Source organism: Dysgonomonas massiliensis (assembly GCF_900240225.1).
Classification (GTDB): Bacteria; Bacteroidota; Bacteroidia; order Bacteroidales; family Dysgonomonadaceae; genus Dysgonomonas; species Dysgonomonas massiliensis.
In genome coordinates this window covers 37378-63639 of the sequence record NZ_OEPV01000012.1, presented here as the reverse complement: position 1 = coordinate 63639, position 26262 = coordinate 37378, and the positions used below count along the sequence as shown (strand labels likewise).

The following is a 26262-nucleotide window of genomic DNA, read 5'->3' as shown; positions in this document are numbered from 1 at the left end:
CTTTTTTATTTACTTTTTTCTACCCATACCGAGAAACTTCGAGCAGGGACTGAGAAATGTCCATATCCGTCATGACCGATTACAATGTCTTCACGGATATTTCCAGTGATATCGTACCATGTTTGTTCGGCACGACTCACCCCAACAAACATATTCTTCGAATCGGCATCGTTGTTGGATACCAGCAAGGCTAGTCCTGAACGGGCTTTATCTTTTACTCCCGGACGTACGAATCCTATCGTATTTGGATTGTTGAAATAATCTATCTGATTGCCGTAAGCATATTTTTGTCTGATTCTGATGAGCATATCAAGTGTCTTTTCCAGATATTCGTTAGCTTGATAATCGCCCCAGAATATAGAAGGAGTTCCTTTTTCCATCAGAAGGAGTAGGGCATAAGCTGATGGCTTGAACCAATCGGCAACTGGTGAATCCATCGAGCTTCCATGCTCCGAATCGTGATTATCAACAAATGTAACGGCTTTTCGCGGATGACGTTCGATGAGAGTTTCCTTGAATAGATTTCTCAAATCGTAATTGTCTTGAATCGAAGCCTCGTGCATATTGTAATGTAACGGAACATCAAACATATTTGGAAGAAAGTCTGTTTCTTCAAGAAAATGCGTAAACGCATCGATATATCTCGACCAATATTCGGCAACAAAGTAAAAATTATTGCCTTGCTTCTTACGAAGGCTGTCAATAAAATGTTTAATAAAGTTCAGATCAATGTGTTTTGCTGCATCCAAACGCATGCCATCAACATTCAGCTCCTTACATAACCATTGTCCCCATTCGGTGACATGATCAACAACATCCGTATTGCTGTAATCAATATCGGCATGCATCAGATAGTCGTAGTTACCTAGTTCTTTGTCAACCGCTTCCGACCAATGAGTATTGTCTTTTTTTTGTATCAGGTAAATAGCCTTTTTGCCATTCTGAACATTGCAGTCTATCCCTTTGAAGTGCGTGTAATTCCATTTGAAAGAAGAATATTTATTCTTTCTGCCGGGAAAATTGAATCCTGTCCATCCTTCAATTTCGTATGCATCGCTTATTGTCGTATTACGATTGTTGGGATCAACTTCTTTTACCAGAAAATGTTCAGTATAATCGGCTCCGGCTTTATGATTCAGAACAGCATCGAAATAAACTTTTATTCCGTATTTATGCAATTCTTTAATGGCTTCTTGCAGTTCGTGTTTCGACCCGTATTTTGTTCTGAGTGTTCCTTTCTGGAAGAATTCGCCCAGATCAAATAAGTCATATATTGAGTAACCCGTATTTTCATACGACATGGCTTTACAAGCAGGTGGAATCCAGACAGCCGTAAACCCCTTTTTGTGGAGTGCGGCTGCATCCTCTTTCAGCCTGTTCCAAAGGGTTCCGTCCGAGGGCATATTCCACTCGAAGTATTGCATGATAAGTTTATTCTTCATTGATCATTGTTAATAATCCGTGTCTGTAGAACATCGAAATAATATTAATGTTTTACATCTTCAGATTGTTTAACTTATTTTGTACACAGCACATTGTTACATTACTGTCTAGCGTAATGCAAATTAGAATTCAGAAGTCGGAGATGACGTATTTATTTTTTCAGCTCAAATGATTTTGAACCGATACGGTTTCCATCCGCAAATATATCGCAACGATATGTTCCTGGTATAAGATATTCTTCTACATCCCAATATAGTGCAACGTTAACTTCTTCACCTCCGTATTCGATAATACGTTTCATCGAGTAGTTGATCTCTGTATTTTCGTAAGGGAATAAGTTTGCACGGCTCTTAGTCAGCACATCATTATCAGGTTTCATGATACGTACGTAGATTGTTCTTTCGCCCGGCTCGGCTGTAATGTTTTTAGTTATTGTGAAATTCACAACCAACTGTTCTGTTTTACTGATCTTTTTCTGAACCTTTCCCTTTTTGTTAGTCGGCGTAATAGAGATATTCGTAGCATCCAGTTTCGAAGCCAGAGTTACAATTTCTGTCAATCCTTTTTTCTCTTCTGTCACTCTGTTCAGAGTTTGAGATGCTTCCTGATATTTGGTAGTGATTTCTTGTTTCTCTTTCTTTAATTGTTCGTTTGCTCTGTTCAACGAGTCGATCTGAGCAACATACGATCTGAGTACTTTTCTGAGAGTGCCCAATTCATCATTCAGACGCTTTATTTCGGCCTGATCATTTGCTTTTACAGTCTTTAGTTCTTCAAGCAAACGTTGGACTTTGGCTTGCTCATTATTCAATTGGAACAATAACGAGTCGTTCTTTATGTTGAATTTCATTGTCTCGTATTGCATAGACAAGTCAGCATAATTATCTTCAAGTTGCTGTTTGTTGATCGACAATTCCAATTTGTTGTTATCATTCTCTTTTTTCAGCGTAAAGATGACAGCACCAAATATGATAATGAGTAAAACTATAACACCACTAAGTATTTTTGTATTTTTATTCATAACTATTATTCAATAAATCAAACATACAAATATATACATGTTTTTTCAAATCTGGCTAAATAGAAGATTTCACTTTTGTATTTTTAATAAATTGGAAGGTTTTTAGACAGAAAATGCTTCATAATTGGCAATAATAATGTAAATTTGTTAGGTGAAAATATTCTAAATATACGAAGTATATAAAAACAATAAACTAATTGAAATTCACTTAATTTATAATCATAAAATCACAACGCAATGTCTAAAGTAACAGTAGTTGGCGCTGGTAATGTAGGTGCAACATGTGCAAATGTTTTAGCTTTCAAAGAAATAGCAGATGAAATAATCATGCTTGACGTGAAAGAAGGAGTATCGGAAGGTAAAGCTATGGATATGAACCAAACAGTTCAGCTGTTAGGTTTCGATAGCCGTATCAAAGGTGTAACTAACGATTATGCTGCTACAGCAAACTCGGATGTAGTAGTTATCACATCGGGTATCCCTCGTAAACCAGGTATGACTCGTGAAGAGCTAATCGGAGTAAATGCAGGTATCGTAAAATCGGTAGCTGAAAACATCCTTAAATATTCACCAAATACAATTCTTGTTATTGTATCTAACCCAATGGATACAATGAACTATTTGGCTGCTAAAGTAACAGGTCTTCCTAAAAATCGCGTAATCGGTATGGGTGGAGCGCTAGACAGCTCTCGTTTCAAATATTTCTTGAGCGAAGCTCTAGGTTGCAATGCTAGCGAAGTAGAAGGAATGGTTATCGGTGGTCATGGCGATACAACAATGATCCCTGTAACTCGTTTGGCTACATACAAAGGAATTCCGGTAACAGAACTTCTATCGAAAGAAGTATTGGATAAAGTTGCTGCCGATACAATGGTTGGTGGTGCTACACTTACTGGTCTTCTTGGAACTTCGGCTTGGTATGCTCCGGGTGCAGCAGCTGCAGCGGTAGTTGAAAGCGTTATCCACGATCAGAAGAAAATGATTGTTTGTAGCGTATTGCTAGATGGCGAGTACGGACAAAAAGATATCTGTATGGGTGTTCCTGTAATCTTAGGTAAAAACGGTTGGGAAAAAATCGTTGACCTTAAATTGAACGCAGACGAAAGTGCTAAATTCGAAGCATCTGCAAATGCAGTTCGCAAAACAAACGAAGCATTGAAAGGCGCTCTATAATTTTCAGAGATATAAAACGAAAGGCTGCAAGTAAAAAACTTGCGGCCTTTTTTTATCCGGCCTGCACTCCGAATAATGATCCCACGAATGCAGAGATTGCCATAGCTACTGTTCCCCAAAAACAGATTCTAAGCACTGATTTTAAAATATTAGCTCCACCAAACTTGGCAGCTATTGCTCCAGATATAGCAAGAAATACAATAGCAAAGATATACTGACAATAAATCATATGTTCGACGGGTGCTAACCAAGCTACAAGACAAGGCATAAAACCTCCACTGATGAACGATGCGGCAGAAGCTCCAGCTGCTTGTAAAGGCTTGGCTTTCGAAATGTCATTGATGCCCAGTTCTTCTTTGGCATGAGCATCTAAAGCGTTATGAGCCATCAATTGCATAGCAACATCTCGTGCTAAATCTTTTGTCAGGCCTCGTCTTATGTAAATATCAGTGAGTTCGTCGAGTTCTTCTTCGGGCTGATTTTCCAATTCAGCAGATTCTCGCTGCAAGTCAGCCTTTTCGGTGTCGGCTTGCGAGCTAACCGATACATATTCACCGGCAGCCATTGATCCTGCACCTGCTACAAGACTAGCTACAGCTGCAATAATTATTGCTTCGCGCGTCGAGCTGGCAGCAGCTACTCCGATGACAAGGCTTGTGGTAGAAATGATTCCATCATTTGCTCCCAGAACGGCTGCACGTAACCAATTGTTGCGATGTACATAGTGATTTTCGGAATTTGGATATATCATGTTGTTTCGATTAAATGTTAAAGAGGTATACTAAGTTACTCTAAAAATGATTATTTTCGTAGGTCAAAGCAAAAAAATAGATGATTCCTTTTTTATACAATGTTGCTCAGGCCTACTATAATAAATATGGTGCAGCCGTTAGTCGTTATACGTTTGTTTTCCCGAACCGACGTGCCGGATTGTTTTTTCAGAAATATTTGGCCGAGATCGCGCAAAAGCCGATTTTCTCTCCATCTATATTGACAATCTCAGACTTATTCGAACGATTGAGCGGTTATAAAAAAGCCGATCGCATCGAGATGCTTTTCCTGCTTTACGATATTTACATCGATATAAGTAAATCTAGCGAAACATTCGACGAATTTCTCTATTGGGGAGATATGCTGTTGAATGATTTTGACGATGTTGATAAGTATCTGGTCGATGCCAAGCAGTTGTTTCATAATATCTACGATCTGAAAGAGATTGATTCGGATTATTCGTTTCTATCCGAAGATCAAGTAGAAGCCATAAGGCGGTTTTGGACGAATTTTCTGCCGATAGGAGAGAATGCGAAGAAAAAAGATTTCCTTGAAATGTGGGAGGTCCTTTTTGAATTATATTCTAGGCTTCGCGAGGGTTTGATGGCTAAGGGGCTAGCCTATGAAGGAATGATTTTCAGAGAAGTGGCTGAGATAGCGTTACGCAAAGAAGATTTGCCGATAGATACAGAAAAAATTATATTCGTTGGTCTTAATGGTCATAGTAAGTCGGAAGAAACCTTGTTGAGATACCTACAGAAACGTGGTATTGCCGATTTTTACTGGGATTACAGTTCGCCTTTGGTTTGCGATTCGCAGAACAGAGCTTCGCTTTTTGTAAGTAAAAATAAGGTTCAATTTCCTTCGCAGTTAGAACTTCAGCCCGAAGAACAGAGTCTGTTTAAACCTACAATCGAATTAATAGGGATACCATCGGCCGTTGGACAAGCGAAATATGTGTATACGATTATCGAATCGTTGGTCGACGAGAAAGAAATTACTTCCGAAAACGAGGGTTTGAATACTGCAATTGTTTTGCCTGACGAAAATCTGTTGATTCCCACGCTTTATTCGATTCCCGAATCGGTAGATAAGATTAACGTAACAATGGGGTATAGCCTGAAGAACTCGTCTGTATCTGGGCTGATGGAGTATATTTTCGAGCTACAGAAGAATGTGCGCCAAACGGGTGGACGGATTGGTTTTTATTTCCGTCCAGTGATGTCTATCTTGAATCATAGATACATTATTCAGATCACTGGTGATACAGTAAAAGAAATTCGCAATCAGATTGTTCGTTATAATAAAATAATAGTCTCTCGGGAAGACCTGAATCAGCATCAGCTTCTCGAACTGATATTTCGCCCTATAAACGATTGGTCTGAAATTCCTGAATATATAAAAGATATTCTGGCTTTTTTGCAGAAATCACTATCCCTAAAGCGTCATGATATGGACGATAAAGATATTGAAGCGCAAGCTAATACACGATCGATTGATATTGAATGTGAATTTATAATTGAATACTACAAAACTGTAAATAGACTGGATGAAGTATTGAAGGTTATAAAACCACAGATGTTGATTGAGACTTATTTCAAACTGCTGAAAAAGCTGATTATTAATATAAGCGTTCCGTTTAGCGGAGAACCTTTGTCGGGATTGCAGATAATGGGAGTTCTGGAGACTCGTGCTCTCGATTTTGACAATCTGGTTATTCTGTCGATGAACGAAGGAATTTTCCCTATGAAACGCGCAACAAACTCATTTATACCATACAATCTGCGTCAAGGGTTCGATCTGCCAACTTATGAGCATCAGGATAGCATATTTGCATATCACTTCTATCGTTTGATCAATCGAGCTAAAAATATATATCTTCTTTACGATACTCGTACCGAAGGGCTTCAAACAGGAGAAGTTAGCCGTTATTTCAATCAGATAAAATACCTATATAACGATTCGTTCGATATCAGCGAAAAGTTGGCTGTATATAAAGTCTCTTCCAGCGAAAGCTTATCCATATCGGTACACAAAACACCTCAGATAATGGATCGTTTGAGTAACTTCCTTTCGGGTGGCGAGCGGAGCTTATCGGCCAGTTCGATTAATATGTATCTCAATTGTCCGCTACAATTCTATTTCTCCGTTGTCGAGAAAATGGAAGATGAGGAAGAAGTAGCCGAGACGATCGAATCGAGTATGTTCGGTACGATATTCCATTATATCATGGAGTCGATTTATGAGCGATTGGAAGGTAAAATGGTTACTGCCGATCTGTTGAACAAAGTAGCTGTCGACGATAAGTATCTGACTGAATTGATCGAAAAATCTTTTGCTCGAAATTTCTTCAAGACTGAAAAAGTGAAACCTTTGACTGGACAAAATTATCTGACCGGAGAAGTCCTTCGCAAATACGTAAAACAAGTTCTACATACCGATGCACGACTGACTCCGTTTATATACGAAGAATCGGAAGAAAAGCTTTTGTTAGATTATCCTTTACCATCAGGAAAATCGGTTTCGCTGAAAAGTTTTATCGACCGGGTTGATAAAGTGAAAGGCTGTACCCGCATTATAGACTATAAAACCGGAAAAGGAGATCTACGATTCAAGGCTATGGCCGATCTTTTTGACAAGGATTTGAAAGATCGTCCAAAGGCTGTAATGCAGGTATTCATGTATGCTCATCTTTATATGATAAAGCATCCTGAAGTAATTCTGGAACCAGGAATTTATTACTTGCGAAATTTATTTAACGATAAATTTGATCCCAGTGTACTCTATAAACCTGATGCAGGAAATGGAGTCCAAGTCCGCGACTTTGCCGAATATCGAGAAGAGTTCAGAGAAATGTTCGATTCTTGTCTTGAAGAGATTTTTGATGAGCAAATCTCGTTCGATCAGACCACTACTTCAGAGGCCTGTAAGTGGTGTTCTTTTACAAATATCTGTAAAAGATGAAATAGTGGTATCTTTTGACCGATTTTTGGCATACACTTTGCCATTATATTTATAATTTTATGCTTCCGAAAAACAAATAATATTAATTTATAAAATAAATATTCATACCATGGAGATTAAAGTATTACAAGAAAAATTCCAAGAGCTTTACGGATCAGAAGGATCAGTTTACACTTCACCGGGACGTATCAACCTAATTGGTGAACACACTGACTATAATGGTGGATTCGTATTGCCAGGCGCAATCGATAAAGCTATGTACTGTGTTATCAAACCTAACGGTACAGCAGATAAAGTTCGTGCATTTGCAATGGACTTGAACGAAAGTGCAGAATTTGACTTGCAAAATTTACCCGCACAAAGTTGGGCAAAATATCTGTTCGGAGTTTGTAACGAAATGATCAAACGCGGAGCAAAACCTCAAGGATTTGACACTGTATTTGCTGGCGATGTGCCTCTAGGTGCAGGTATGTCATCTTCGGCTGCTCTTGAAAGTTGTTTCGGTTTCGCATTGAACGATATGTACAATCTCGGTTTCGATCGCTTCGAACTAGCTAAAATCGGTCAAGCTACAGAACACAATTATGTGGGAGTGAAATGTGGTATCATGGACCAATTTGCTTCATGCTTCGGTAAAGAAGGATCGTTGATTCGTTTGGATTGCCGCTCATTAGAATACAAATATGTACCATTCCATCCGGAAGGCTACCGTCTGGTATTGGTTAATACTTGCGTAGCTCACGAATTGGCTTCGTCGGCTTATAACAAACGTCGCGAATCATGCGAAAATGTTGCAGCTCATATCCGTAAATATCATCCGGAAGTTGAGTTGTTGCGTGATGCAAATATCAATATGCTGAAAGAAGTAGCTAACGAAGTTAGTGCAGAAGACTATATGCGTGCTGAATTCGTAATAGAAGAAATCGCTCGTATGGGTGAAGCTTGTGATGCATTGGAAAAAGATGACTACGTAACAGTAGGAAGAAAAATGTACGAAACACACATTGGACTTAGCCGTAAATACGAAGTAAGCTGCGAAGAACTTGATTTCTTGAACGACGTTGCTCGTGAATGTGGTGTAGCTGGATCTCGTATGATGGGTGGAGGCTTCGGAGGTTGTACTATCAACCTTGTGAAAAACGAACTATACGATGCATTTATCAAACGTGCAACAGAAAGCTACGAAGCTAAATTCGGTATCAAGCCGAAAGTTTATGATGTAGTAATTAAAGATGGTGCTCGCAAGTTAATGTAATTAGTAAAATTGTTACATAATAATACGAATAGAGGGTAGTATCCGACTACTCTCTATTTTTTTATGCTCTTTTTTATATCTTTGTAAATCTTACAAACGAAAGAGATCAACAGATGCAGAATATTAAGGAAATATTGAAGCATCGTATCCTTGTTCTGGACGGAGCAATGGGTACGATGATACAACGCTATAAGCTAAAAGAAGAAGACTACAGAGGAGAGCGTTTTAAAGACTCGAAGATATTGCAAAAAGGCAATAACGACCTATTGTGTCTCACTCAACCCGCTATCATTGAAGAAATTCATCGTGAATATTTGGAGATTGGGGCAGATATAATAGAAACCAATTCATTTAATGCTCAATCCATTTCGATGGATGATTATGGATTGGCAGATGAGGCTTTTGTTCGCGAATTGAATATAGCTGCAGCCCAGATAGCACGTCGTGCAGCAGATGATTATACAAAGAAAACACCATCTAAACCTCGCTTTGTAGCCGGATCGATGGGACCAACAAATAAGACAGCATCGATTAGTCCTAAAGTTGAGAATCCAATTTTCAGAGCTATCACTTTCGATGATCTGAAACTGGCTTATCGTCAGCAGGTCGAAGGCTTAATTGATGGAGGAGTCGATTTACTTCTGATTGAAACTATCTTCGATACGTTGAATGCTAAAGCTGCACTTTTTGCCGCAGATGAGGTACGTAAAGAACGCAATATAGATATGCCGATCATGATATCGGTAACCTTGGCTGATAAAGGAGGAAGAACCTTATCGGGACAAACTGTTGGAGCATTCTTGGCATCAATCAGTCATATCGATTACCTTTCGGTAGGATTGAACTGTTCGTTCGGAGCAACGGATATGAAGCCGTTCTTGAAGGAATTAGGACGATTGGCTCCGAATTATATTTCGGCTTATCCGAATGCCGGACTGCCAAATCAATTTGGAGAGTATGACGAGACTCCCGAGAAAATGGCAGTGCAGATACAAGAATACATCGACGAAGGTTTGGTCAATATTCTTGGCGGTTGTTGTGGTACAACTCCAGCACATATTGCAACTTATGCACGTTTGGTTGAGGGAGCTAAGCCTCATGTGCCGGCTAAGGCATCTCCATATATGCAGTTGTCAGGTTTGGAGCTGCTAGAAGCAAAGCCTGAAATCAATTTCATAAATGTAGGCGAACGATGCAATGTTGCCGGTTCGCGCAAGTTCTTGCGACTGATAAAAGAGCAGAAATACGAAGAAGCTTTAACAATTGCACAGAAGCAAGTTGAGGACGGAGCACAGATTCTGGATATAAATATGGATGAAGGTCTGTTGGATGCAGCGAAAGAAATGACAACTTTCTTGAATCTGATAGCTTCTGATCCTGATGTTGCCCGTATTCCGATAATGATTGATTCGTCGAAGTGGGAAGTTCTTGAAGCAGGATTGAAATGCACACAAGGAAAGTCGGTTGTAAACTCGATTTCGCTAAAGAACGGCGAAGCTGAATTTTTGCGCGAAGCTCGTTTGATACGTGCCTACGGAGCAGCCGTAATTGTCATGGCTTTTGATGAAGTAGGGCAGGCCGACAGTTTCGAACGTAAGATTCAAATTTGTGAGAGAGCATATAAATTATTAGTCAATGATGGTTTCCCTGCTCAGGATATAATTTTCGACCCGAATATATTGGCAATTGCTACGGGTATAGAAGAACATCGTGGCTATGCCGTTGCATATTTAGATACAATTACTTGGATAAAAGCGAATCTACCTCATGCCAAGATTAGTGGAGGGGTGAGCAATTTATCTTTCTCTTTCCGTGGTAATGATTATGTGCGCGAAGTGATGCACTCGGTATTTTTATATCATGCTATTCAACGTGGTATGGATATGGGAATCGTTAATCCGGGGCAGTCTATTGTATACGACGATATCCCGTCTGATCTGCGTAACTTGGTTGAAGATGTTATCTTCAATCGCCGGCCAGAATCTACAGACGAACTGATTGTAGTAGCCGAAAAACTTAAGAATGAACAATTAGGACAGACTGAAGAGAAAATTGAAGAGTGGCGCAGCTATTCGCTTGATGAACGTATTAAATATTCATTGGTAAAAGGGATTAGCGATCATCTTGAAGAAGATCTAGCCGAAGCCTTACAAGTATATCCCAAGGCTGTAGATATTATCGATAAGCCTTTGATGGATGGAATGAATCGGGTAGGAGAGCTGTTCGGTTCAGGTAAAATGTTTTTGCCACAAGTTGTTAAGACTGCCCGTACAATGAAACGTGCAGTAGCGATTCTGCAACCAACACTTGAGGCTCAGAAAGCATCATCAAACGGAAGCAATAAAGCCGGAAAACTGTTGATTGCTACAGTGAAAGGAGATGTACACGATATAGGTAAAAATATTGTAGCTATCATTCTTGCTTGTAATAATTACGAAGTGATTGACCTTGGTGTGATGACACCTCCTGAGGTTATAATAAAGAAAATAGCCGAAGAAAAGCCCGATATTATGTGTCTTAGTGGCTTGATTACACCATCTTTGGAGGAAATGAGTATTGTTGCCGAAGAAATGCAAAAAGCAGGATATTCTATTCCATTGATGATCGGAGGCGCAACTACATCAAAATTGCATACAGCTATAAAAATCGATCCGAAATATTCGAATGGTTCAGTCGTTTACGTGAAGGATGCTTCGCAAGCTCCGGCTGCAGTGGGTAAATTGATGAATCCGACAACAAGAGAAGTTTTCTCGGCTGAGATACGTGCAGAATACGACTCATTACGTGAGTCTGCAAAAGATAAAACCGTTGAATTATTACCTTATACCGAGGCTTTGAGCAAGTCGCTGAAAATCGACTGGAATAGTTATGAAGCTATGCCCCCTTTAACAAAAGGACGTCAGGTATTGAAAAATATTCTTATTGAGGATATTATTCCGTTTATAGATTGGAAATTCTTCTTCCACTCGTGGAATCTATCGGCACGATATGCAACTGTTCAGCATCTTGATGATTGTATGTCATGCAAGCAAACTTGGTTGAATAGCTTCTCGGCTGACGAACGCGAAAAAGCAGAAGAAGGATATAAGCTTTACAAGGATGCTTGTGCATTGTTGGATAAGTTTGTTGCTGAAAAAGCTGATTTTATAGGTGCAGTATTTGGTGTTTACGATGCGTATAGCAACGACGAATGTCTGTATATAAACGATGTTTGTTTCCCGATGTTACGTCAACAAAAGAAAAATGATAAAGATCTTTACTTGTCGTTGTGCGATTTTGTTGCACCGAAATCTTCGGGTAAAAAAGACTACGTTGCCGGATTTACTGTAAGTGCCGGATTGGGCGAAGCCGAGAATATGCTTAAGGCATACGAGGAAGAAGGAGATGAATACACCGCATTGCTGATGAAATCGGTACTTGACCGTTTGGCTGAAGCAACAACCGAGTGGCTACATGCTCGTATTCGTAAAGAATATTGGGGATTTGCTGCAGAAGAAAGTATTTCGGTTAACGAAATGTTTGCTCTGAAATATCAGGGAATCCGTCCGGCAGTTGGCTATCCATCGATTCCTGATCAGTCGGTAAACTTTTTATTGAACGACAATTTGTTACAATCGTCTGAGATTGGAGTTCGTTTGACCGAAAATGGCGTGATGTATCCGAATGCAGCAGTCAGTGGAATTATTATTTCGCATCCGCAGTCTAAATATTTCACTATCGGAAATATAGATAAAGAACAAGCTAAAGTTTATACTGCTCATCGTGGTATCGATCCCGGGCAAATGAGAAAGTTCTTAGCAGCTAACTTGATTTAAGAAATAAACTCGATAAAGATAAAAGGCTTCCATTCGGAAGCCTTTTTTATGAATTAATAGCAGGATTTTCCTGCTTGCGATTTCTTATGCTGTCGAATGTTTGTAACAATACAGAAAGTATAACGAGCGATACGCCGATATAGAAAGAAAAGTTAAGTTCTTTGGCTTCTCCGAAAAAAGCCATTGCTAGAATAATACTATAAACGGGTTCGAGGTTATAGCTCAGATTAACTGTGAATGCCGATACTTTTCTTAATACCTGAATTTGTAGCAATTGCAGTCCGATCGTACATAAGATAACGAATAGTAGTAGCCAGACAATATCCAGTTTTGTTGGTAGCATCGAGTCGGTTGGATTGAAGTGAAGATAGATTGGAAGTAATAATGATATCATTAAGAATCCGCCAATCATCTCGTAGAGTAAAATTGTTCGTGGAGGGTAGTCTGCGTTGATTTTCTTTGTCATAATTGTGAACAAAGAGGCAAAAGCCGCTGATATTATTCCGAGCGTAATCCCGAATCGATAGCGTGTGTCGAACGAGAATATCAGCATTACACCAAGTAAAGTAATCAAACTGTAAATAAGTTCACGCGCAGAGAATCGACGATGTAGCATAATTGGTTCGAGAACGGCTGTAAACAATCCTACAAGCGAGAAACAGACCACTCCGATAGAAACATTCGAAGCTTTGATACTTCCGTAGAAGAATATCCAATGTAGAGACAGTACAGCTCCGACTTTTGCAATACGAAAGAAATCTCGTCCTGATATTCGTGGCATTTTTTTTATAGCGATCAAGAAAAGCATATAAAGTACACTGGCTAGTAACGTTCTGTACCAAACCAGCATTCCCTCGTTGAGTGAGATTAGTTTACCGAAAATCCCCGTAAATCCGGCTAACAGAATAGATAAATGGAGTTTGAAAAATGTCTTTCCCATCACTTAATATTTGACGCTGCAAATGTATTGTTTTAGTTGAATAGATGGTGTTAAAACAAAAAAAACCTGACTTACCAGTCAGGTTTTTTGAAAGTATTCTTATTTGCAAAGCGGAATTTTATCAATTCTTGTTTGATGTCTTCCTCCTTCAAATTCGGTACTGAAGAATTTATCTACGATTCTAAGACCTTCTTCTATCGAAATGAAACGAGCTGGCATACTCAATGCATTAGCATTGTTGTGCTTACGTACAAGTTCTGCTATCTCAGTATTCCAACACAGTCCTGAACGAACTTTTTGATGTTTGTTCATTACCATATTGATTCCATTTCCCGTTCCGCAGAATGTAATTCCGTATTCGCACTCGCCGTTGTCAATAGCATTAGCTAATTTGTGTGCAAAGTCAGGATAATCTACACTCTCGGTAGAATATGATCCAAAATCAATGTATTTGATTCCCGATTCTTCGAAAAGCTTAATCACAGCAGCTTTCATTTCGAAACCTGCATGATCGCCAGCTAGTCCGATCGGTTTATCTGTTTTCGAGATCAAATTTTTCATTTCAAAAGTTCTTTAACTTGCTTGTATACATTTTCAGCAGTGAAACCTAGTTTCTCATCCAATACTGTATATGGAGCAGAGAAACCGAATGAGTTAAGTCCCCAAACAGAACCATTGTGTCCTACAAGTCCTTCAAGTGTTACTGGAAGACCTGCAGTAAGACCGAATTTCTTTTTGTCAGCAGGAAGTACTGATTCCTGATATTCTTTGCTTTGTTTGCGGAACAAACCTTCTGATGGAACAGAAACAATACGTGCTTTTATTCCGTCAGCATTCAATAATTTAGCTCCTTCTACCAGAGTTGAAACTTCAGAACCTGAAGCAAGAAGAATAACATCGAAGTTAGCTTCATCGGATACGATATAAGCACCTTTGTCAGATTGAAGAGCTTCTTTGTAACGAGATTCCTTTGCAGGAAGATCTGTAATGTTTTGACGAGAAAGGATCAAACCGGTTGGAGTTGAAGTATTTTCCATTGCCATTTTCCAAGCAACAGTAGCTTCTTGAACGTCAGCCGGACGAAGAACTAGCATCGAGTTTTCGCCGCTGTGGTTTTGAAGTTTTTCCATCAAACGGATTTGAGCTTCTTGTTCAACTGGTTCGTGAGTAGGACCATCTTCACCAACACGGAATGCGTCGTGTGTCCATACAAACTTAACCGGAACTTCCATCAATGCAGCCATACGAACAACTGGTTTCATATAGTCAGAGAATACGAAGAAAGTACCACAAGCTGCAATAACACCGCCATGCAACATCATACCTACAGATAGTGCTGCCATTGTAAGCTCAGAAACACCAGCTTGAAGGAAAGCTCCGCTGAAGTCACCTTTCTTCATTGATGTTGTTTTGTTCAAGAAACCGTCTGTTTTATCAGAGTTTGATAAGTCAGCAGATGAAACGATCATATTTTCAACTTGTTGAGCTAAAGCTCCAAGTACTGTCGCCGAAGCTGCACGTGTTGCTTGACCAGGTTTTTGTTCGATAGCTTCCCAGTTTACTTTCGGAGCTTCACCTTTGAACCAAGCTTCCATTTTTGCTGCTAATTCAGGGTTTGCTTTTGCCCATTCAGCTTTTGCTGCAAGTTTCTTAGCAACGATATCGTTTAGTTCAGCTTCGCGTTTTGCGTATAGCTCTTTTACTTCTGGGAATATAGTGAACGGATTTTTAGGATCACCGCCTAGATTTTCAACAGTCTTTTCGAAGTTTCCGCTTCCTAGAGGAGCACCATGTGTAGATGTACTGTTTTCGAAGCTAGAACCGTCTGCTTTACGAGCACCTTTACCCATAATTGTTTTACCAATGATTAGGGTTGGTTTTTCTTTTTCTAGTTTAGCTTCAGTCAGAGCTGCACGTATTTCAGTTGCGTTGTTTCCGTCGATTGTGATTACACGCCATCCCCAAGCTTCGTATTTAGCAGCTACATCTTCTTCTGTAACTTCGCTTGTTGGTGTAGATAGCTGGATGCCATTTGAGTCGTAGAACATGATCAGGTTATTTAAACCTAAGTGACCCGCTGTACGTCCTGCACCTTGAGAGATTTCTTCTTGGATACCACCATCCGAAATGAATGCATAGATTGTTTGATCCATTACATCGCCAAAACGATGTTGAAGGAATTTAGCAGCAATAGCAGCACCTACTGCATAAGCGTGTCCTTGTCCCAGAGGTCCTGATGTGTTTTCGATACCACGCATCAAGTCTCTTTCAGGGTGTCCTGGTGTAACGCTTCCCCATTGGCGAAGTTGTTGAAGATCTTCAAGCGTAAACTTGTTGATCAATGCCAAAGTCGAATATAGCATCGGAGCCATGTGTCCAGGGTCAAGGAAGAAACGGTCGCGACCTTCCCAAGCAGGATTTTTAGGATCGAATACCAAGAATTCAGAGTAAAGGACATTGATGAAGTCAGCTCCGCCCATTGCACCACCCGGGTGACCAGATTTCGCCTTCTCAACCATAGAAGCAGCAAGGATACGGATGTTGTCTGCTGCACGATTCAGTAATTTTACGTCATTCATAGAGTTTATATTTTTTGATTATTTATAGATTTTCTTCGTAACGTACAAATATAGCTATTTTATTGTGATTTTTCTCTTAGAATTCCTTACAAAAGAGCAAGAAAACTCAGGTTGTTTAGTTATTTGAAAACTTTGTTTTTTAGAAATTGACAATAAGGTTTCAATGAGTTATCTTTGTGTAAATAGAATTCTCTTTTTTGTTAATTTGGGGATTTTACAATAATTAGATATTGCGATTATGGCTCAACCTCTAGCGGAACGATTGCGTCCCCGATCATTAGATGAATATATCGGGCAGAAACACCTTGTAGGACAAGGTGCTGTTTTACGTAAGATGATCGAATCGGGGCGAGTGCCGTCGTTTATTTTATGGGGACCTCCCGGGGTAGGTAAGACTACCTTGGCACAGATTATAGCTAATACTCTAGAGACTCCGTTTTATACATTAAGTGCAATCAATTCGGGAGTAAAAGATGTCCGAGAAGTAATAGATACGGCAAAGCGTAATCAGTTTTTCGGATCAGTCAGCCCAATCCTCTTTATTGATGAAATCCATCGTTTCTCAAAATCGCAACAAGATTCATTGCTTGGAGCTGTTGAAACGGGAGTTGTTACATTGATTGGAGCAACAACAGAAAACCCTTCGTTCGAAGTTATTCGTCCATTATTGTCACGCTGTCAGGTTTATGTGCTCAAATCGTTAGAAAAAGCTGATCTCGAGGAGTTGATACAACGTGCTATAACTCAGGATTCGATTTTGAAAGAGCGTGATATTGATATTCAGGAGACGAACGCATTACTTCGTTTTTCGGGTGGTGATGCTCGTAAATTACTGAATATATTAGATCTAATAATCGAGGCTGAAACAGAAAATAAAGTAATCATCAACGATAAGATCGTAACCGAGCGGTTGCAGGAGAATCCTGCCGCATACGATAAAGGCGGCGAGATGCATTACGATATTATTTCAGCTTTCATAAAATCGATTCGTGGTAGTGATCCCGATGCTGCAATCTATTGGTTGGCAAGAATGGTTGCAGGAGGGGAAGACCCAAAATTCATAGCTCGCAGATTGGTCATTTCGGCAGCCGAAGATATTGGATTGGCAAATCCGAATGCTTTATTATTGGCAAATGCATGTTTCGAAACACTTCAGAAAATAGGCTGGCCCGAAGGACGGATAGTCTTGGCTGAAACTACAATTTATTTGGCTACTTCTGCTAAAAGTAATTCGGCATACCTATCTATTGATAAGGCTATTGCTTTAGTAAATGAAACGGGAAATCTACCAGTTCCGTTACACCTTCGTAATGCACCGACCAAGTTGATGAAAGAACTTGATTATGGTAAAGAATATCTTTATTCGCACAACTATGCAAACAATTTTGTAGAACAAGACTATCTACCCAAAGAGATTAAAAATAGCTGTTTTTGGGATCCACAGCAAAACCCGTCCGAAGCTAAAATTGTCGAACACATGAAACGACTTTGGAAAGACCGATATAAATGATCTAATTACAAAGCTTCTTAAATTATTCTAAAATTGCATTTTGATGTGATTATTTAGAAACATTTTACGCTATATTTCCGTTTAGATATAAATAGATGAAATATGCGCGTATGAATATCAATAAACTAACACTTGTATTGCTTGTATGTTGTGCATCATTGATGATGACAATAACAGCACAAAATAAACCAACAAAAATAGGAGGACTTCCAGTCTATAACTTTGAGCAGATTGAGCCAATGTTCAATCCCGAAGCTTCGAATGATACAGTCTATGTATTCAACTTTTGGGCAACGTATTGTGCTCCTTGTATCAAAGAACTTCCTTATTTCGAAGGAGCAGGAGAAAAGTATAAGGGAGAGAAAGTCAAAATAGTACTTGTTAGTCTCGATTTCAAATCGAAGATTGAGAGTGGGGTAGTACCTTTTCTTAAAAGAAAGAATATTACACTTCCGGTAGTTGTTTTATCCGACCCCGATGCCGATGCATGGATCGATAAGGTCGATCCGTCGTGGGATGGTAATCTACCTGCAACACTTGTGGTGAAAGGAAATAGAAAAGAATTTTACGATAAAGAATTTACAAAAGAAGAATTGGATTTACTAATTACTAAATTTTTAGAACTATGAAGAAAATTATATTACTAATAGGCTTCCTTGCTGCCTTCACAATGAGTGCTTTAGCTCAAGGATATCAGATAGGTGATGTTGCAGCCGATTTCAAATTAAAGAATGTAGATGATAAATTTGTATCATTAGCAGATTATAAAGACGCCAAAGGTTTTATTGTAGTATTTACATGTAATCACTGCCCTTATGCCAAAGCTTATGAAGAACGCTTAGTAGCTTTAGATTTACGATTCAAGGATAAAGGTTATCCCGTAATTGCGATTAATCCGAATAATCCAGTTTCGTATCCGGCTGATAGCTTCGATGAAATGAAAATTCGTCACAAAGAAAAAGGATTCACTTTTCCTTATTTGTTTGACGATGGTCAGAAAATATATCCCGTATACGGAGCAACGAAGACACCTCATGTTTTTATCCTAGAGAAAACAGATAAAGAAAACGTTGTAAGATATATTGGAGCAATAGACGATAATTACGAAGATGCATCGGCTGTAAAGAAAACTTATGTTGCTGATGCTGTAAATGCTCTTTTAGAAGGCAAGCCAGTAGAAGTTACAACAACTAAAGCTATTGGTTGCAGTATTAAGAACTAATGTTTACTAGCTATAAACAAAAAAGGAGAAACTCTAAGAGTTTCTCCTTTTTAATTATAAGATTTTATTATTCTGTTTCTTTATACCACTTAACCAATCTGCCATCTTGGAATTGGAAGAACCAGTGGTTCTTGTATCTGTCTACATATTTGATCGTATTGTTGTCAACCATAGTGTATTTATCTCCCATGAGAGCTACAATTTCCTGATCTGTCATCCCTAGCTGAACTTGTTTTAGCTGTGTGTTATAAGCTGTACCACAAGCAGCAAGGCTAATTGCTGCAAAAGCAATAATTAATAATTTTTTCATAATCGTAATTTTTAAGTTCATATCTTGATTATAATCTTCGTTTTTTTCTATCTCAGTTTACTTGCAACAGTCGCAATCATCATGTCTTTCCAGCACTCGGTGTGGTAAATCGCCATGACCAATAATCTCGATAGGGCAAGCATATGATTTTTCGAGCCATTCGCTGGTGATGTTTGCACCCGAATGGTAATGCAATCCACCGTTGACGCAGGCAATATTTTTTACCATTGAAAGCGTAGTACCTACATCGTGTGAAACAAGGATAATTGCAGTCTTCTTATTTATCTCCTCTAGTATTTTGTAGAAATTCTTTTCGAATTGTTTATCCACATACGAATTTGGCTCATCCAAAACCAGAAGCTCAGGACCATCTACTATTGCTCGTCCAAGTAATGTACGTTGAAGTTGTCCGCCCGAAAGTTCACCGATCGGACGATCTAGCAGATTATCCAGTCCCATCTGAGCAGCTACTTTCCGAGCTTGTTCTTTCTGTTCGGGGGTATATGACGGAATAAATTTTTTAGGGAGTGTAATACCCGAAAGGATGACATCAAATACCGAAATAGGAAATTTTTTGTCGATCTGATTGATCTGTGGCAGATATCCGATATTGATCTTTTTCGAGGTTTTGCAATGAAATACAATTTCGCCTTTCGATGGTTTCAGCAGCCCTAAAATTGTTTTTAACAGAGTTGTTTTCCCTCCGCCATTAGGTCCTATGATACCAAGAAAATCGCCATCGAAAACATCGAGGTTAACGCCTTTCAGGATATTGGGATTGTCGTCATATCCTGCCGACATGTTTTTTATTTCGAGAATCTTATTGTTCATCGCTAAAAGTCTTGGCTATATTGATTAGTTCTTCAGCCCAGTTATAATTAAGTAAATTGATGGTAAAAGTACGAGCGTTGATAGATTTTGCTATCGTTTCAGCATTTTTTACATCAAACTCCTTCTGGATAAATACAGTTTTTACACCTTCTTTTTTCGAATTGTCAATCATTTCCGCCAATTGAGTCGGAGTTGGGCTCTTGCCGTCTTTTTCTATCGAATGCTGAGTCAATCCGTATTCGTTAGCAAAGTACGACAATGCTGGATGGTAGATGATAAAGCTTTTGTTTGCTGCTTTATCAATATAACTTTTGATTACCTGATCGGTACTGTCAACAGTTGCTATCAGTTTGTTGTAATTTGTTTCGTAATATTCTTTGTTGTCTTTGTCGAACTCAACCAGAGCATTGTACATATTCTGAATCATAACTTTTGCACTAGCCGGAGAACTCCAAATATGAGGATCAGTTCCGGAATGAGCATGGCCATGATCATGATGATGATCATCGTGCCCACAATTAGCATGATCGTGCCCTTCGATAAGATCAATTCCTGTCGAGCAATCGATATATTTAATATCAGGGCTGTTGCTTCTCAGCTTTTCTACCAATAGATGTTCAACACCTAATGAACCAACTGTAAAATACATTTTACTTTTGCTAACTTCTAGCAGTTGTGATGGAGTAGGGTCGAACGACTCAGGATTAGCGCCATTCGGAGTAACGCAATTCACATCAAACTTGTCGCCGACAAGTGTCTCAAGAAAGAAGCGCTGAGGTTCGATAGTTACCGATAGTACCTCTTTGCTACTTGATGGTTTGCTGTTGCAGCTCGCTAATGCGAGTGATAATAATATTGTGATGTATATAAATTCTTGTTTCATTAATCTTCTGATTTTTTAGGTTGATTTCTTGTAATATCATATATTTCTCGGATTCGATCCAACTCTTTGTCCATATCTATATTCAAATCGTGAAGCAGCCCGTCGTTAACATCATAAACCCAGCCTTCTACTACGGGATATCCTTTCTGATGATAACTTTTTTGCACTTCGGCAGTCTTTATTACATTCAGACATTGCTCATAAGTGTTTATTTCGACAAATCGTCTGTATCTTTCTTTCTCGTCTTTTATTGCATCCAATTCGTTACGATGCAATCTGTAAACATCGCGAACGCATCTTAGCCATGGATTCAAAATGCCTTGATCCAGATGCTGCATTGCAGCTTTTATTCCTCCACAGTTGTAGTGGCCGCAAACGATGATGTATTTCACATTCAAATATTCTACACCATAGTTTATGACAGACAAAGCATTCAGGTCGGTGTTGATGACCATGTTTGCTATATTGCGGTGAACAAATACTTGTCCGGCATTCAATCCCATTATTTCGTTGGCATGTACACGGCTATCCGAGCACCCAATGTATAAATAATCAGGATCCTGATTGTTCGCCAAGTTAGCAAAGAAATTTGGATCTTCCTTTACTTGCTTTGCTGCCCATTTCCGATTGGCTTCGAAAATACTTTTGTAATTTTCTTTATATGAAGACATCTTTATTTTATTGTTGCAATTGTTCGATCAATTGAATCGTTTGTTCAATTAAAGATTTATCTTCATTATTAACAATAATAAAGTCAGAAAGTTCTACTTTTTTTTCATCAGGCATCTGCGAATTTATTCGCTCTTGTGCCATTTCGCGCGTACAGTTATCTCTTTGGGTTATTCGATCTATCCTTATCTCGATCGGGGAATATATGATCACCGATTTATCGGTAAACCGATCGAATCCGGATTCGAATAGTATGGCTGTTTCGCATGCAGCTATACTATGTTTTTTGTTTCGCTGATTTTCAACCCATTTCAGGAAGTGATTTTGTACTTCGGGATGAATTATTGCATTTACTTGCTCAAGCTTCTTTTGGTCGCTGAATATAATTGAAGCAAGTTTTGCTTTATTTAGTTTATTGTCGATGTATAAGTCGTCACCCAAAAGTGCTGTCAGCTTTTCTCTGATTATGGGTGATGAATCAGTTAGTTTTTTGCTTTCGTCGTCGGCAATATATACAGGTACTCCTAGTACTGATAATATTTTAGAAACCGTCGATTTACCGCTACCAATACCTCCTGTGATTCCTAATACTATCATTGTCTATTGTTTTTCGAGAATGAATTCTACTTCTGATGGTTGTAGTGACTGAATAAGAGCGTGTTCCGGTTTGCTGGTGATCAGAATTGGAACTGTTGTCGAATTTAAATCTTTGATCTTATTATAATCGAGGACTATTTTAAAATCGCTGTCTTTAGTATCTTTGTATAGCTTCAAGCCTAATGTAGCAGATACTTTTATGTGTGAAGGGAAAAATTTGATATTCAATCCTTCAGGTACATTTATACAAGTAATGGGAACGCTAATTTCTTTGTTCGAAAATTTGTCTACATTGATCTTGATTGTGACGCTGTCAGGCTTAAATCTTGCTCCTTCGATCTTGTTGATAGGAACTCTAGTGTTTATATTTTTATTTATCTGTTTCAATGAACTGATATCAGCGTGTGCGAAGAATATGGTATCCAATGCCCGCTGAGTAGCGTATACTGCAATATTTTCCGGCTCGATTGAAGTTTTACCATCGAAGATAAAGCCATTTGCCAATTCTATTTCGCCATCATATACCACTGGTATTTTTTTGCTCTGGATGACAGAGTAACCGGTGTTAATCATCGATGGTGAGTAACTTATCAATTCGGTTCCGGCTTGAAGTTGTTCTCTTATGAGCTGAATTATATTTTCGCTCTGAATTATAACCCGTTGTTGATCGCTTAGCTCGTTAATAAGTTTTGTTAGATCTATTCTGACGCTGTCTTTTCTAGTTCTTAGAGCGTAGTGGCGCATCAGTGAGGAACTTTCGTCTTTGATAGTTAGATTGAAGTGTGTAGGTAATTCCTGATCGAAGACAATGCTGTCAGGTGTGTTGATGTATTGAATAGGCATAGCATAAGTCATTTCAGACTTTTCTTTATATACCATGGCTATCCAAAAGATAGTTGATAAAAATAAAAAGGCTAAAAAAGTCAGACAGTTTTTCCAAGAGAGATTTTTGAAAAACTGTCCGACTTCATGTAATATTTCATTTGTATTACTCATTTACAATTGCAATACATGTCAGATTCAGATTGGAAAATAAATAAATTATTTTTGAGCTTGAGCTTCAGCGCTAGCAAAAACAGAACCTTTTTCGATTTTGATTTTAACGCCTTCTGCAATTTCGATTACAAAATATGTATCTGCTACTTCTTTCACTTTGCCATGCAAACCTCCTGCTGTAACAACTTTGTCGCCAGTTTTGATTGCGTTACGTGCTTCTTGAAGTGCTTTTTGTTTCTTTTGTTGTGGACGGATCATGAAGAAATACATGATAGCAAAAAGTACTACCATCATGATGATCATTTCGAATCCAGCGAATGGACCTTTGCCGCCTTCTGCAGCCTGTAGTAAAACAGTTAGTAAGTTCATAAATTTTCTTTGTTATTATCTATTAAGTTAAAAATCTTTGATATAAGACAAAGATAAATGTTTTTTTGTAAAACAAACAGTCGACCTGCAATAGTTATGCTAATATTATTATTGCTTAACAATCTTATTGTTTGCTTTCAGGTCTTTGATTATTGCATCTAGTATTCCATTAATGAACGAAGCACTCTTTGCTGTACTATAAGCTTTGGCTATATTGATGTATTCGTTTAATGTTACATTCGTCGGAATCGATGCAAAATTCAAAACTTCGGCAATGGCAATTTGCATAATCACCATATCCATATTGGCAATACGTTCCGATTCCCAGTTTTTGGTGTATTTCCCAATCATTTCAAGATATTCGCCCGAGTTGAAGAGCGTTTCGCGAAGTAGCTTTAGAGCGAATTGTTGATCCGAGTTGTCCTTAAACATAGGCAACAGCTCTTGGTCAGCACCTTTGCTTTCATCAAAGCGTTTGATTGTTTTGATAACAAATGATGCAACTATTTCCACATCGTCATTCCAATACAAGCTTTCGTCTTCCAACCAGTCGTACAGGTCTTCCGATTGAGCAATCAGGTTTTTGAATACGCTGCGCCAGAATTCACGATCATTGTCATAATCGCAAGTCTCTAGTTGCAAGTATTCCTTGTATATATCGGATGAAAGAATATCGTCAAGAAGCGCCTTTATGTAGCCATCGTTTTCCGACCACGAGTATGGCTTGTCATTCATATACTCAGTCAGAGCTTTATTGGCACGCAGTTGAGCTATGAATTTATTGTTGACTAGTCTTGTGTCTGGATTGATATCTTGTTGAGACGGTAGAAGTTTTGATTTCCGGTTGTCCAGCCTTGTTTTGTGCAAGTCTGTTACTTCTATCATTAACGATAGTAAATAATGATACAGGTCGTAAGATTTCTGAAGACTGAAAAGCAATTCACTTTCTGCTTTTCTCAGATCTTTTGTTTCATTGTCGTAATATGCAAAAACGATTTGCATTACTCTAATACGGATAAGAACGCGGTTTATCATTTTCCTGAATGTGGGAATTAATATTATTGCGCAAAAATACGCTATTTTTTGATCTTGTCAAAAGCTTTGAGCCCTGAATTTGCCTTAATGATATTTTTATGAGCCATAGAAATATTCGATAGTCGTTATTTTTAGAGAAAAAAGCAGCGGATAATTTTTATCTTTGCCGAAGTGAAAACTTATACAAAATGAGAAAAATTACAATCGCAGTAGACGGATTTTCTTCGTGCGGGAAAAGTACAATGGCAAAGAGCTTAGCTCGTGAGATAAGATATGTGTATATCGATAGCGGTGCTATGTATCGTGCTGTGACGCTATATTGCATGCAGAATGGACTGTTCGAAGGTTCGGAGTTGAATGTTGAAGCACTTCGCGAGCAAATTTCGGAAGTGAAAGTGAGCTTTGAGTTTAATGAAGAAACCGGAGCTCCTGATACTTATTTGAATGGAGAGAATGTTGAACGAGAAATTCGCACGATGGAGGTTTCTTCAAAAGTAAGTATTGTTAGTGCAATTCCTTTTGTTCGTCATGCAATGGTAGCACTTCAACAAGAAATGGGACGTGCTAAAGGTATAGTTATGGATGGACGCGATATAGGTACAGTTGTTTTCCCGGATGCTGAACTGAAAATATTTGTTACGGCTTCGCCCGAAATCCGTGCAGAACGTCGTTTGGCAGAATTGCGATCTAAAGGTGATAACAATACAACTTTCGAAGAAGTATTGAATAATCTTCAAGAGCGTGATTATCTGGATCAAACTCGTGCTGAAAGTCCATTGAAGCAAGCTGAAGATGCTATTGTGCTTGATAATTCGCATATAACGATTGCCGAACAACAAAAATGGCTCGTTGAGCGTTATAAAGAAACAGTCGAACGATTGGACTGAGAACTAATTAGCAAAAAAGTAAGGTATGGAAGAAAAAAAGATTGAAATAGATAAAAAATCGGGTTTCTGTTTTGGTGTGGTCAATGCCATAACGAAAGCAGAAGAAGAGCTTGCGAAAGGGAGTGTGCTGTATTGCCTTGGCGATATTGTGCACAACAATCTTGAAGTAGAACGTTTGCAAAAACTAGGATTAAGAACGATTGATCATGAGCAGTTTGCACAACTTCAAAATGTGAGAGTATTGCTCCGCGCACATGGTGAGCCGCCTTCAACATACGAAATAGCAAAACGTAATAATATTGAGATTATCGATGCTTCGTGTCCGGTAGTGCTACGTTTGCAGAAGAAGATCAATATGAAATATGTTTCGTTGATGGATAATGATACTCAGATTGTGATATATGGGAAGAAAGGTCACGCTGAGGTGAATGGTCTGCTGGGGCAAACTGATAATAAAGCTATTGTTATTGAAAAACTAGAAGATCTGGATAAGTTGGATTATAAACGTAATATATGTCTGTTCTCGCAGACAACTAAACCTCTAGATGGTTTTCAGCTTATGATCGATACAATAAGCAGCCGTATGGAGGATGGAGCATCATTCGAATATAATGATACAATTTGTCGTCAGGTGTCGAATCGCATTCCGAATATAAAAGAATTTGCAACTGCTAATGATATTGTCTTTTTTGTTGCCGGAGAAAAGAGTTCGAATGGTAAAGTCCTTTATGCAGAATGTAAAAAATACAATGACCGTTCATACTTTGTAACAACTCCTTCGGAGATAGATCCTGCTTTGATTGATAAGGATTCTAAAATTGGAATCTGTGGAGCAACATCTACTCCAAAGTGGCAGATGGAAGAAGTCGAAGCTTATATTGATGCAATCAGAGCTAAAATGTAATAATTGACTGGTCGATAACTTTCAACTCGATATACAGAGTGACAAATAACAAGTCGTAAGAGATAAGTTATTTGTCACTCTTTTTTTG

General features: G+C 38.6%; 23 protein-coding genes. 9 read left to right on the top strand and 14 right to left on the bottom strand.

The genetic code is table 11. The features are described 5' to 3' along the window. Positions 1 to 5: 5 nt before the first annotated feature. Both C1A06_RS12485 and C1A06_RS12480 read right to left on the bottom strand, forming a co-directional pair. Positions 6 to 1442 carry an alpha-amylase gene (locus C1A06_RS12485; protein WP_101690550.1) on the bottom strand — a complete coding sequence of 479 codons (1437 nt, stop codon included), beginning with the start codon at positions 1440 to 1442 and terminating at the stop codon, positions 6 to 8. Positions 1443 to 1594: 152 nt separating this feature from the next. After that, positions 1595 to 2464 carry a DUF8429 coiled-coil domain-containing protein gene (locus C1A06_RS12480; protein WP_101690549.1) on the bottom strand — a complete coding sequence of 290 codons (870 nt, stop codon included), beginning with the start codon at positions 2462 to 2464 and terminating at the stop codon, positions 1595 to 1597. Positions 2465 to 2701: 237 nt separating this feature from the next. Between C1A06_RS12480 and mdh the strand changes: the two genes are divergently transcribed. Next, on the top strand, positions 2702 to 3637 hold the full coding sequence (gene mdh, locus C1A06_RS12475) for a malate dehydrogenase (RefSeq protein WP_101690548.1): 936 nt from the start codon (positions 2702 to 2704) through the stop codon (positions 3635 to 3637). A gap of 52 nt (positions 3638 to 3689) precedes the next feature. Here mdh and C1A06_RS12470 read toward each other — a convergent pair whose 3' ends face one another. Continuing rightward, the gene (locus C1A06_RS12470) at positions 3690 to 4388 is read right to left on the bottom strand and encodes a VIT1/CCC1 transporter family protein (protein WP_101690547.1); all 699 of its coding nucleotides are present in this window, start codon (positions 4386 to 4388) and stop codon (positions 3690 to 3692) included. An 80-nt stretch (positions 4389 to 4468) separates the two neighbouring features. Here C1A06_RS12470 and C1A06_RS12465 point away from each other — a divergent pair, with 80 nt between their 5' ends. The 3 genes from C1A06_RS12465 (at position 4469) to metH (ending at position 12442) form a co-directional block, all read left to right on the top strand. Continuing rightward, positions 4469 to 7372: a PD-(D/E)XK nuclease family protein gene (locus C1A06_RS12465; RefSeq protein WP_101690546.1), complete on the top strand. Its 2904-nt coding sequence runs from the start codon at positions 4469 to 4471 to the stop codon at positions 7370 to 7372. A 109-nt stretch (positions 7373 to 7481) separates the two neighbouring features. Then, positions 7482 to 8627, top strand: a complete 1146-nt coding sequence (galK, locus tag C1A06_RS12460; RefSeq protein ID WP_101690545.1) for a galactokinase — start codon at positions 7482 to 7484, stop codon at positions 8625 to 8627. Positions 8628 to 8704: 77 nt separating this feature from the next. Further along, entirely contained in the window at positions 8705 to 12442 is a 3738-nt protein-coding gene (gene metH / locus C1A06_RS12455; RefSeq protein ID WP_281253962.1) for a methionine synthase, read from the top strand. Between the two features lie 46 nt (positions 12443 to 12488). Here metH and C1A06_RS12450 read toward each other — a convergent pair whose 3' ends face one another. The 3 genes from C1A06_RS12450 to C1A06_RS12440 form a co-directional block, all read right to left on the bottom strand. Continuing rightward, the gene (locus C1A06_RS12450) at positions 12489 to 13382 is read right to left on the bottom strand and encodes a DMT family transporter (protein ID WP_101690543.1); all 894 of its coding nucleotides are present in this window, start codon (positions 13380 to 13382) and stop codon (positions 12489 to 12491) included. A 99-nt stretch (positions 13383 to 13481) separates the two neighbouring features. Continuing rightward, the gene (gene rpiB / locus C1A06_RS12445) at positions 13482 to 13943 is read right to left on the bottom strand and encodes a ribose 5-phosphate isomerase B (RefSeq protein WP_101690542.1); all 462 of its coding nucleotides are present in this window, start codon (positions 13941 to 13943) and stop codon (positions 13482 to 13484) included. Next, positions 13940 to 15961 (bottom strand): transketolase family protein, encoded by a 2022-nt coding sequence (locus C1A06_RS12440; protein ID WP_101690541.1) that lies wholly within the window; start codon positions 15959 to 15961, stop codon positions 13940 to 13942. Before C1A06_RS12440 ends, rpiB begins: the two co-directional genes overlap by 4 nt. Positions 15962 to 16199: 238 nt before the next feature. On the opposite strand from C1A06_RS12440, the gene C1A06_RS12435 reads away from it, so the two are divergent. The 3 genes from C1A06_RS12435 to C1A06_RS12425 all read left to right on the top strand — a co-directional run bounded on the left by C1A06_RS12435 (position 16200) and on the right by C1A06_RS12425 (position 18693). Further along, entirely contained in the window at positions 16200 to 17471 is a 1272-nt protein-coding gene (locus tag C1A06_RS12435) for a replication-associated recombination protein A (protein ID WP_101690540.1), read from the top strand. 110 nt (positions 17472 to 17581) lie between these two features. Continuing rightward, the gene (locus tag C1A06_RS12430; protein WP_159461417.1) at positions 17582 to 18100 is read left to right on the top strand and encodes a TlpA disulfide reductase family protein; all 519 of its coding nucleotides are present in this window, start codon (positions 17582 to 17584) and stop codon (positions 18098 to 18100) included. Further along, entirely contained in the window at positions 18097 to 18693 is a 597-nt protein-coding gene (locus tag C1A06_RS12425; protein WP_101690538.1) for a thioredoxin family protein, read from the top strand. Before C1A06_RS12430 ends, C1A06_RS12425 begins: the two co-directional genes overlap by 4 nt. A gap of 67 nt (positions 18694 to 18760) precedes the next feature. On the opposite strand, the gene C1A06_RS12420 is transcribed toward C1A06_RS12425, so the two are convergent. From C1A06_RS12420 to nusB, 8 genes are all read right to left on the bottom strand, one after another. Beyond that, the gene (locus C1A06_RS12420; RefSeq protein ID WP_101690537.1) at positions 18761 to 19003 is read right to left on the bottom strand and encodes a hypothetical protein; all 243 of its coding nucleotides are present in this window, start codon (positions 19001 to 19003) and stop codon (positions 18761 to 18763) included. A gap of 57 nt (positions 19004 to 19060) precedes the next feature. Beyond that, the gene (locus tag C1A06_RS12415; RefSeq protein WP_101690536.1) at positions 19061 to 19834 is read right to left on the bottom strand and encodes a metal ABC transporter ATP-binding protein; all 774 of its coding nucleotides are present in this window, start codon (positions 19832 to 19834) and stop codon (positions 19061 to 19063) included. Then, positions 19824 to 20717, bottom strand: a complete 894-nt coding sequence (locus C1A06_RS12410; RefSeq protein ID WP_101690535.1) for a metal ABC transporter solute-binding protein, Zn/Mn family — start codon at positions 20715 to 20717, stop codon at positions 19824 to 19826. The genes C1A06_RS12415 and C1A06_RS12410 overlap by 11 nt, the downstream gene beginning before the upstream one ends. After that, positions 20717 to 21388 carry a carbonic anhydrase gene (locus C1A06_RS12405; RefSeq protein ID WP_101690534.1) on the bottom strand — a complete coding sequence of 224 codons (672 nt, stop codon included), beginning with the start codon at positions 21386 to 21388 and terminating at the stop codon, positions 20717 to 20719. The genes C1A06_RS12410 and C1A06_RS12405 overlap by 1 nt, the downstream gene beginning before the upstream one ends. A 7-nt stretch (positions 21389 to 21395) precedes the next feature. Beyond that, on the bottom strand, positions 21396 to 21983 hold the full coding sequence (coaE, locus tag C1A06_RS12400; RefSeq protein ID WP_101690533.1) for a dephospho-CoA kinase: 588 nt from the start codon (positions 21981 to 21983) through the stop codon (positions 21396 to 21398). A gap of 3 nt (positions 21984 to 21986) precedes the next feature. Continuing rightward, positions 21987 to 22862, bottom strand: a complete 876-nt coding sequence (locus C1A06_RS12395) for a YbbR-like domain-containing protein (RefSeq protein WP_101690532.1) — start codon at positions 22860 to 22862, stop codon at positions 21987 to 21989. Positions 22863 to 23024: 162 nt separating this feature from the next. Further along, positions 23025 to 23348, bottom strand: a complete 324-nt coding sequence (yajC, locus tag C1A06_RS12390) for a preprotein translocase subunit YajC (RefSeq protein ID WP_101690531.1) — start codon at positions 23346 to 23348, stop codon at positions 23025 to 23027. A gap of 108 nt (positions 23349 to 23456) precedes the next feature. Beyond that, entirely contained in the window at positions 23457 to 24383 is a 927-nt protein-coding gene (gene nusB / locus C1A06_RS12385) for a transcription antitermination factor NusB (protein WP_101690530.1), read from the bottom strand. A 188-nt stretch (positions 24384 to 24571) separates the two neighbouring features. Here nusB and cmk point away from each other — a divergent pair, with 188 nt between their 5' ends. Beyond that, entirely contained in the window at positions 24572 to 25270 is a 699-nt protein-coding gene (cmk, locus tag C1A06_RS12380; RefSeq protein WP_101690529.1) for a (d)CMP kinase, read from the top strand. Between the two features lie 25 nt (positions 25271 to 25295). Next, the gene (locus C1A06_RS12375) at positions 25296 to 26174 is read left to right on the top strand and encodes a 4-hydroxy-3-methylbut-2-enyl diphosphate reductase (RefSeq protein ID WP_101690528.1); all 879 of its coding nucleotides are present in this window, start codon (positions 25296 to 25298) and stop codon (positions 26172 to 26174) included. The last annotated feature ends 88 nt before the right edge of the window (positions 26175 to 26262 follow it).

Excerpts from the sequence above, each read along its gene's own strand:
- C1A06_RS12485 (WP_101690550.1), bottom strand. The coding sequence starts at position 1,442 with ATGAAGAATAAACTTATCATGCAATACTTCGAGTGGAATATGCCCTCG.
- C1A06_RS12480 (WP_101690549.1), bottom strand. The coding sequence starts at position 2,464 with ATGAATAAAAATACAAAAATACTTAGTGGTGTTATAGTTTTACTCATT.
- mdh (WP_101690548.1), top strand. The coding sequence starts at position 2,702 with ATGTCTAAAGTAACAGTAGTTGGCGCTGGTAATGTAGGTGCAACATGT.
- C1A06_RS12470 (WP_101690547.1), bottom strand. The coding sequence starts at position 4,388 with ATGATATATCCAAATTCCGAAAATCACTATGTACATCGCAACAATTGG.
- C1A06_RS12465 (WP_101690546.1), top strand. The coding sequence starts at position 4,469 with ATGATTCCTTTTTTATACAATGTTGCTCAGGCCTACTATAATAAATAT.
- galK (WP_101690545.1), top strand. The coding sequence starts at position 7,482 with ATGGAGATTAAAGTATTACAAGAAAAATTCCAAGAGCTTTACGGATCA.
- C1A06_RS12450 (WP_101690543.1), bottom strand. The coding sequence starts at position 13,382 with ATGGGAAAGACATTTTTCAAACTCCATTTATCTATTCTGTTAGCCGGA.
- rpiB (WP_101690542.1), bottom strand. The coding sequence starts at position 13,943 with ATGAAAAATTTGATCTCGAAAACAGATAAACCGATCGGACTAGCTGGC.
- C1A06_RS12440 (WP_101690541.1), bottom strand. The coding sequence starts at position 15,961 with ATGAATGACGTAAAATTACTGAATCGTGCAGCAGACAACATCCGTATC.
- C1A06_RS12435 (WP_101690540.1), top strand. The coding sequence starts at position 16,200 with ATGGCTCAACCTCTAGCGGAACGATTGCGTCCCCGATCATTAGATGAA.
- C1A06_RS12430 (WP_159461417.1), top strand. The coding sequence starts at position 17,582 with ATGAATATCAATAAACTAACACTTGTATTGCTTGTATGTTGTGCATCA.
- C1A06_RS12425 (WP_101690538.1), top strand. The coding sequence starts at position 18,097 with ATGAAGAAAATTATATTACTAATAGGCTTCCTTGCTGCCTTCACAATG.
- C1A06_RS12420 (WP_101690537.1), bottom strand. The coding sequence starts at position 19,003 with ATGAAAAAATTATTAATTATTGCTTTTGCAGCAATTAGCCTTGCTGCT.
- C1A06_RS12415 (WP_101690536.1), bottom strand. The coding sequence starts at position 19,834 with ATGAACAATAAGATTCTCGAAATAAAAAACATGTCGGCAGGATATGAC.
- C1A06_RS12410 (WP_101690535.1), bottom strand. The coding sequence starts at position 20,717 with ATGAAACAAGAATTTATATACATCACAATATTATTATCACTCGCATTA.
- C1A06_RS12405 (WP_101690534.1), bottom strand. The coding sequence starts at position 21,388 with ATGTCTTCATATAAAGAAAATTACAAAAGTATTTTCGAAGCCAATCGG.
- coaE (WP_101690533.1), bottom strand. The coding sequence starts at position 21,983 with ATGATAGTATTAGGAATCACAGGAGGTATTGGTAGCGGTAAATCGACG.
- C1A06_RS12395 (WP_101690532.1), bottom strand. The coding sequence starts at position 22,862 with ATGGTATATAAAGAAAAGTCTGAAATGACTTATGCTATGCCTATTCAA.
- yajC (WP_101690531.1), bottom strand. The coding sequence starts at position 23,348 with ATGAACTTACTAACTGTTTTACTACAGGCTGCAGAAGGCGGCAAAGGT.
- nusB (WP_101690530.1), bottom strand. The coding sequence starts at position 24,383 with ATGATAAACCGCGTTCTTATCCGTATTAGAGTAATGCAAATCGTTTTT.
- cmk (WP_101690529.1), top strand. The coding sequence starts at position 24,572 with ATGAGAAAAATTACAATCGCAGTAGACGGATTTTCTTCGTGCGGGAAA.
- C1A06_RS12375 (WP_101690528.1), top strand. The coding sequence starts at position 25,296 with ATGGAAGAAAAAAAGATTGAAATAGATAAAAAATCGGGTTTCTGTTTT.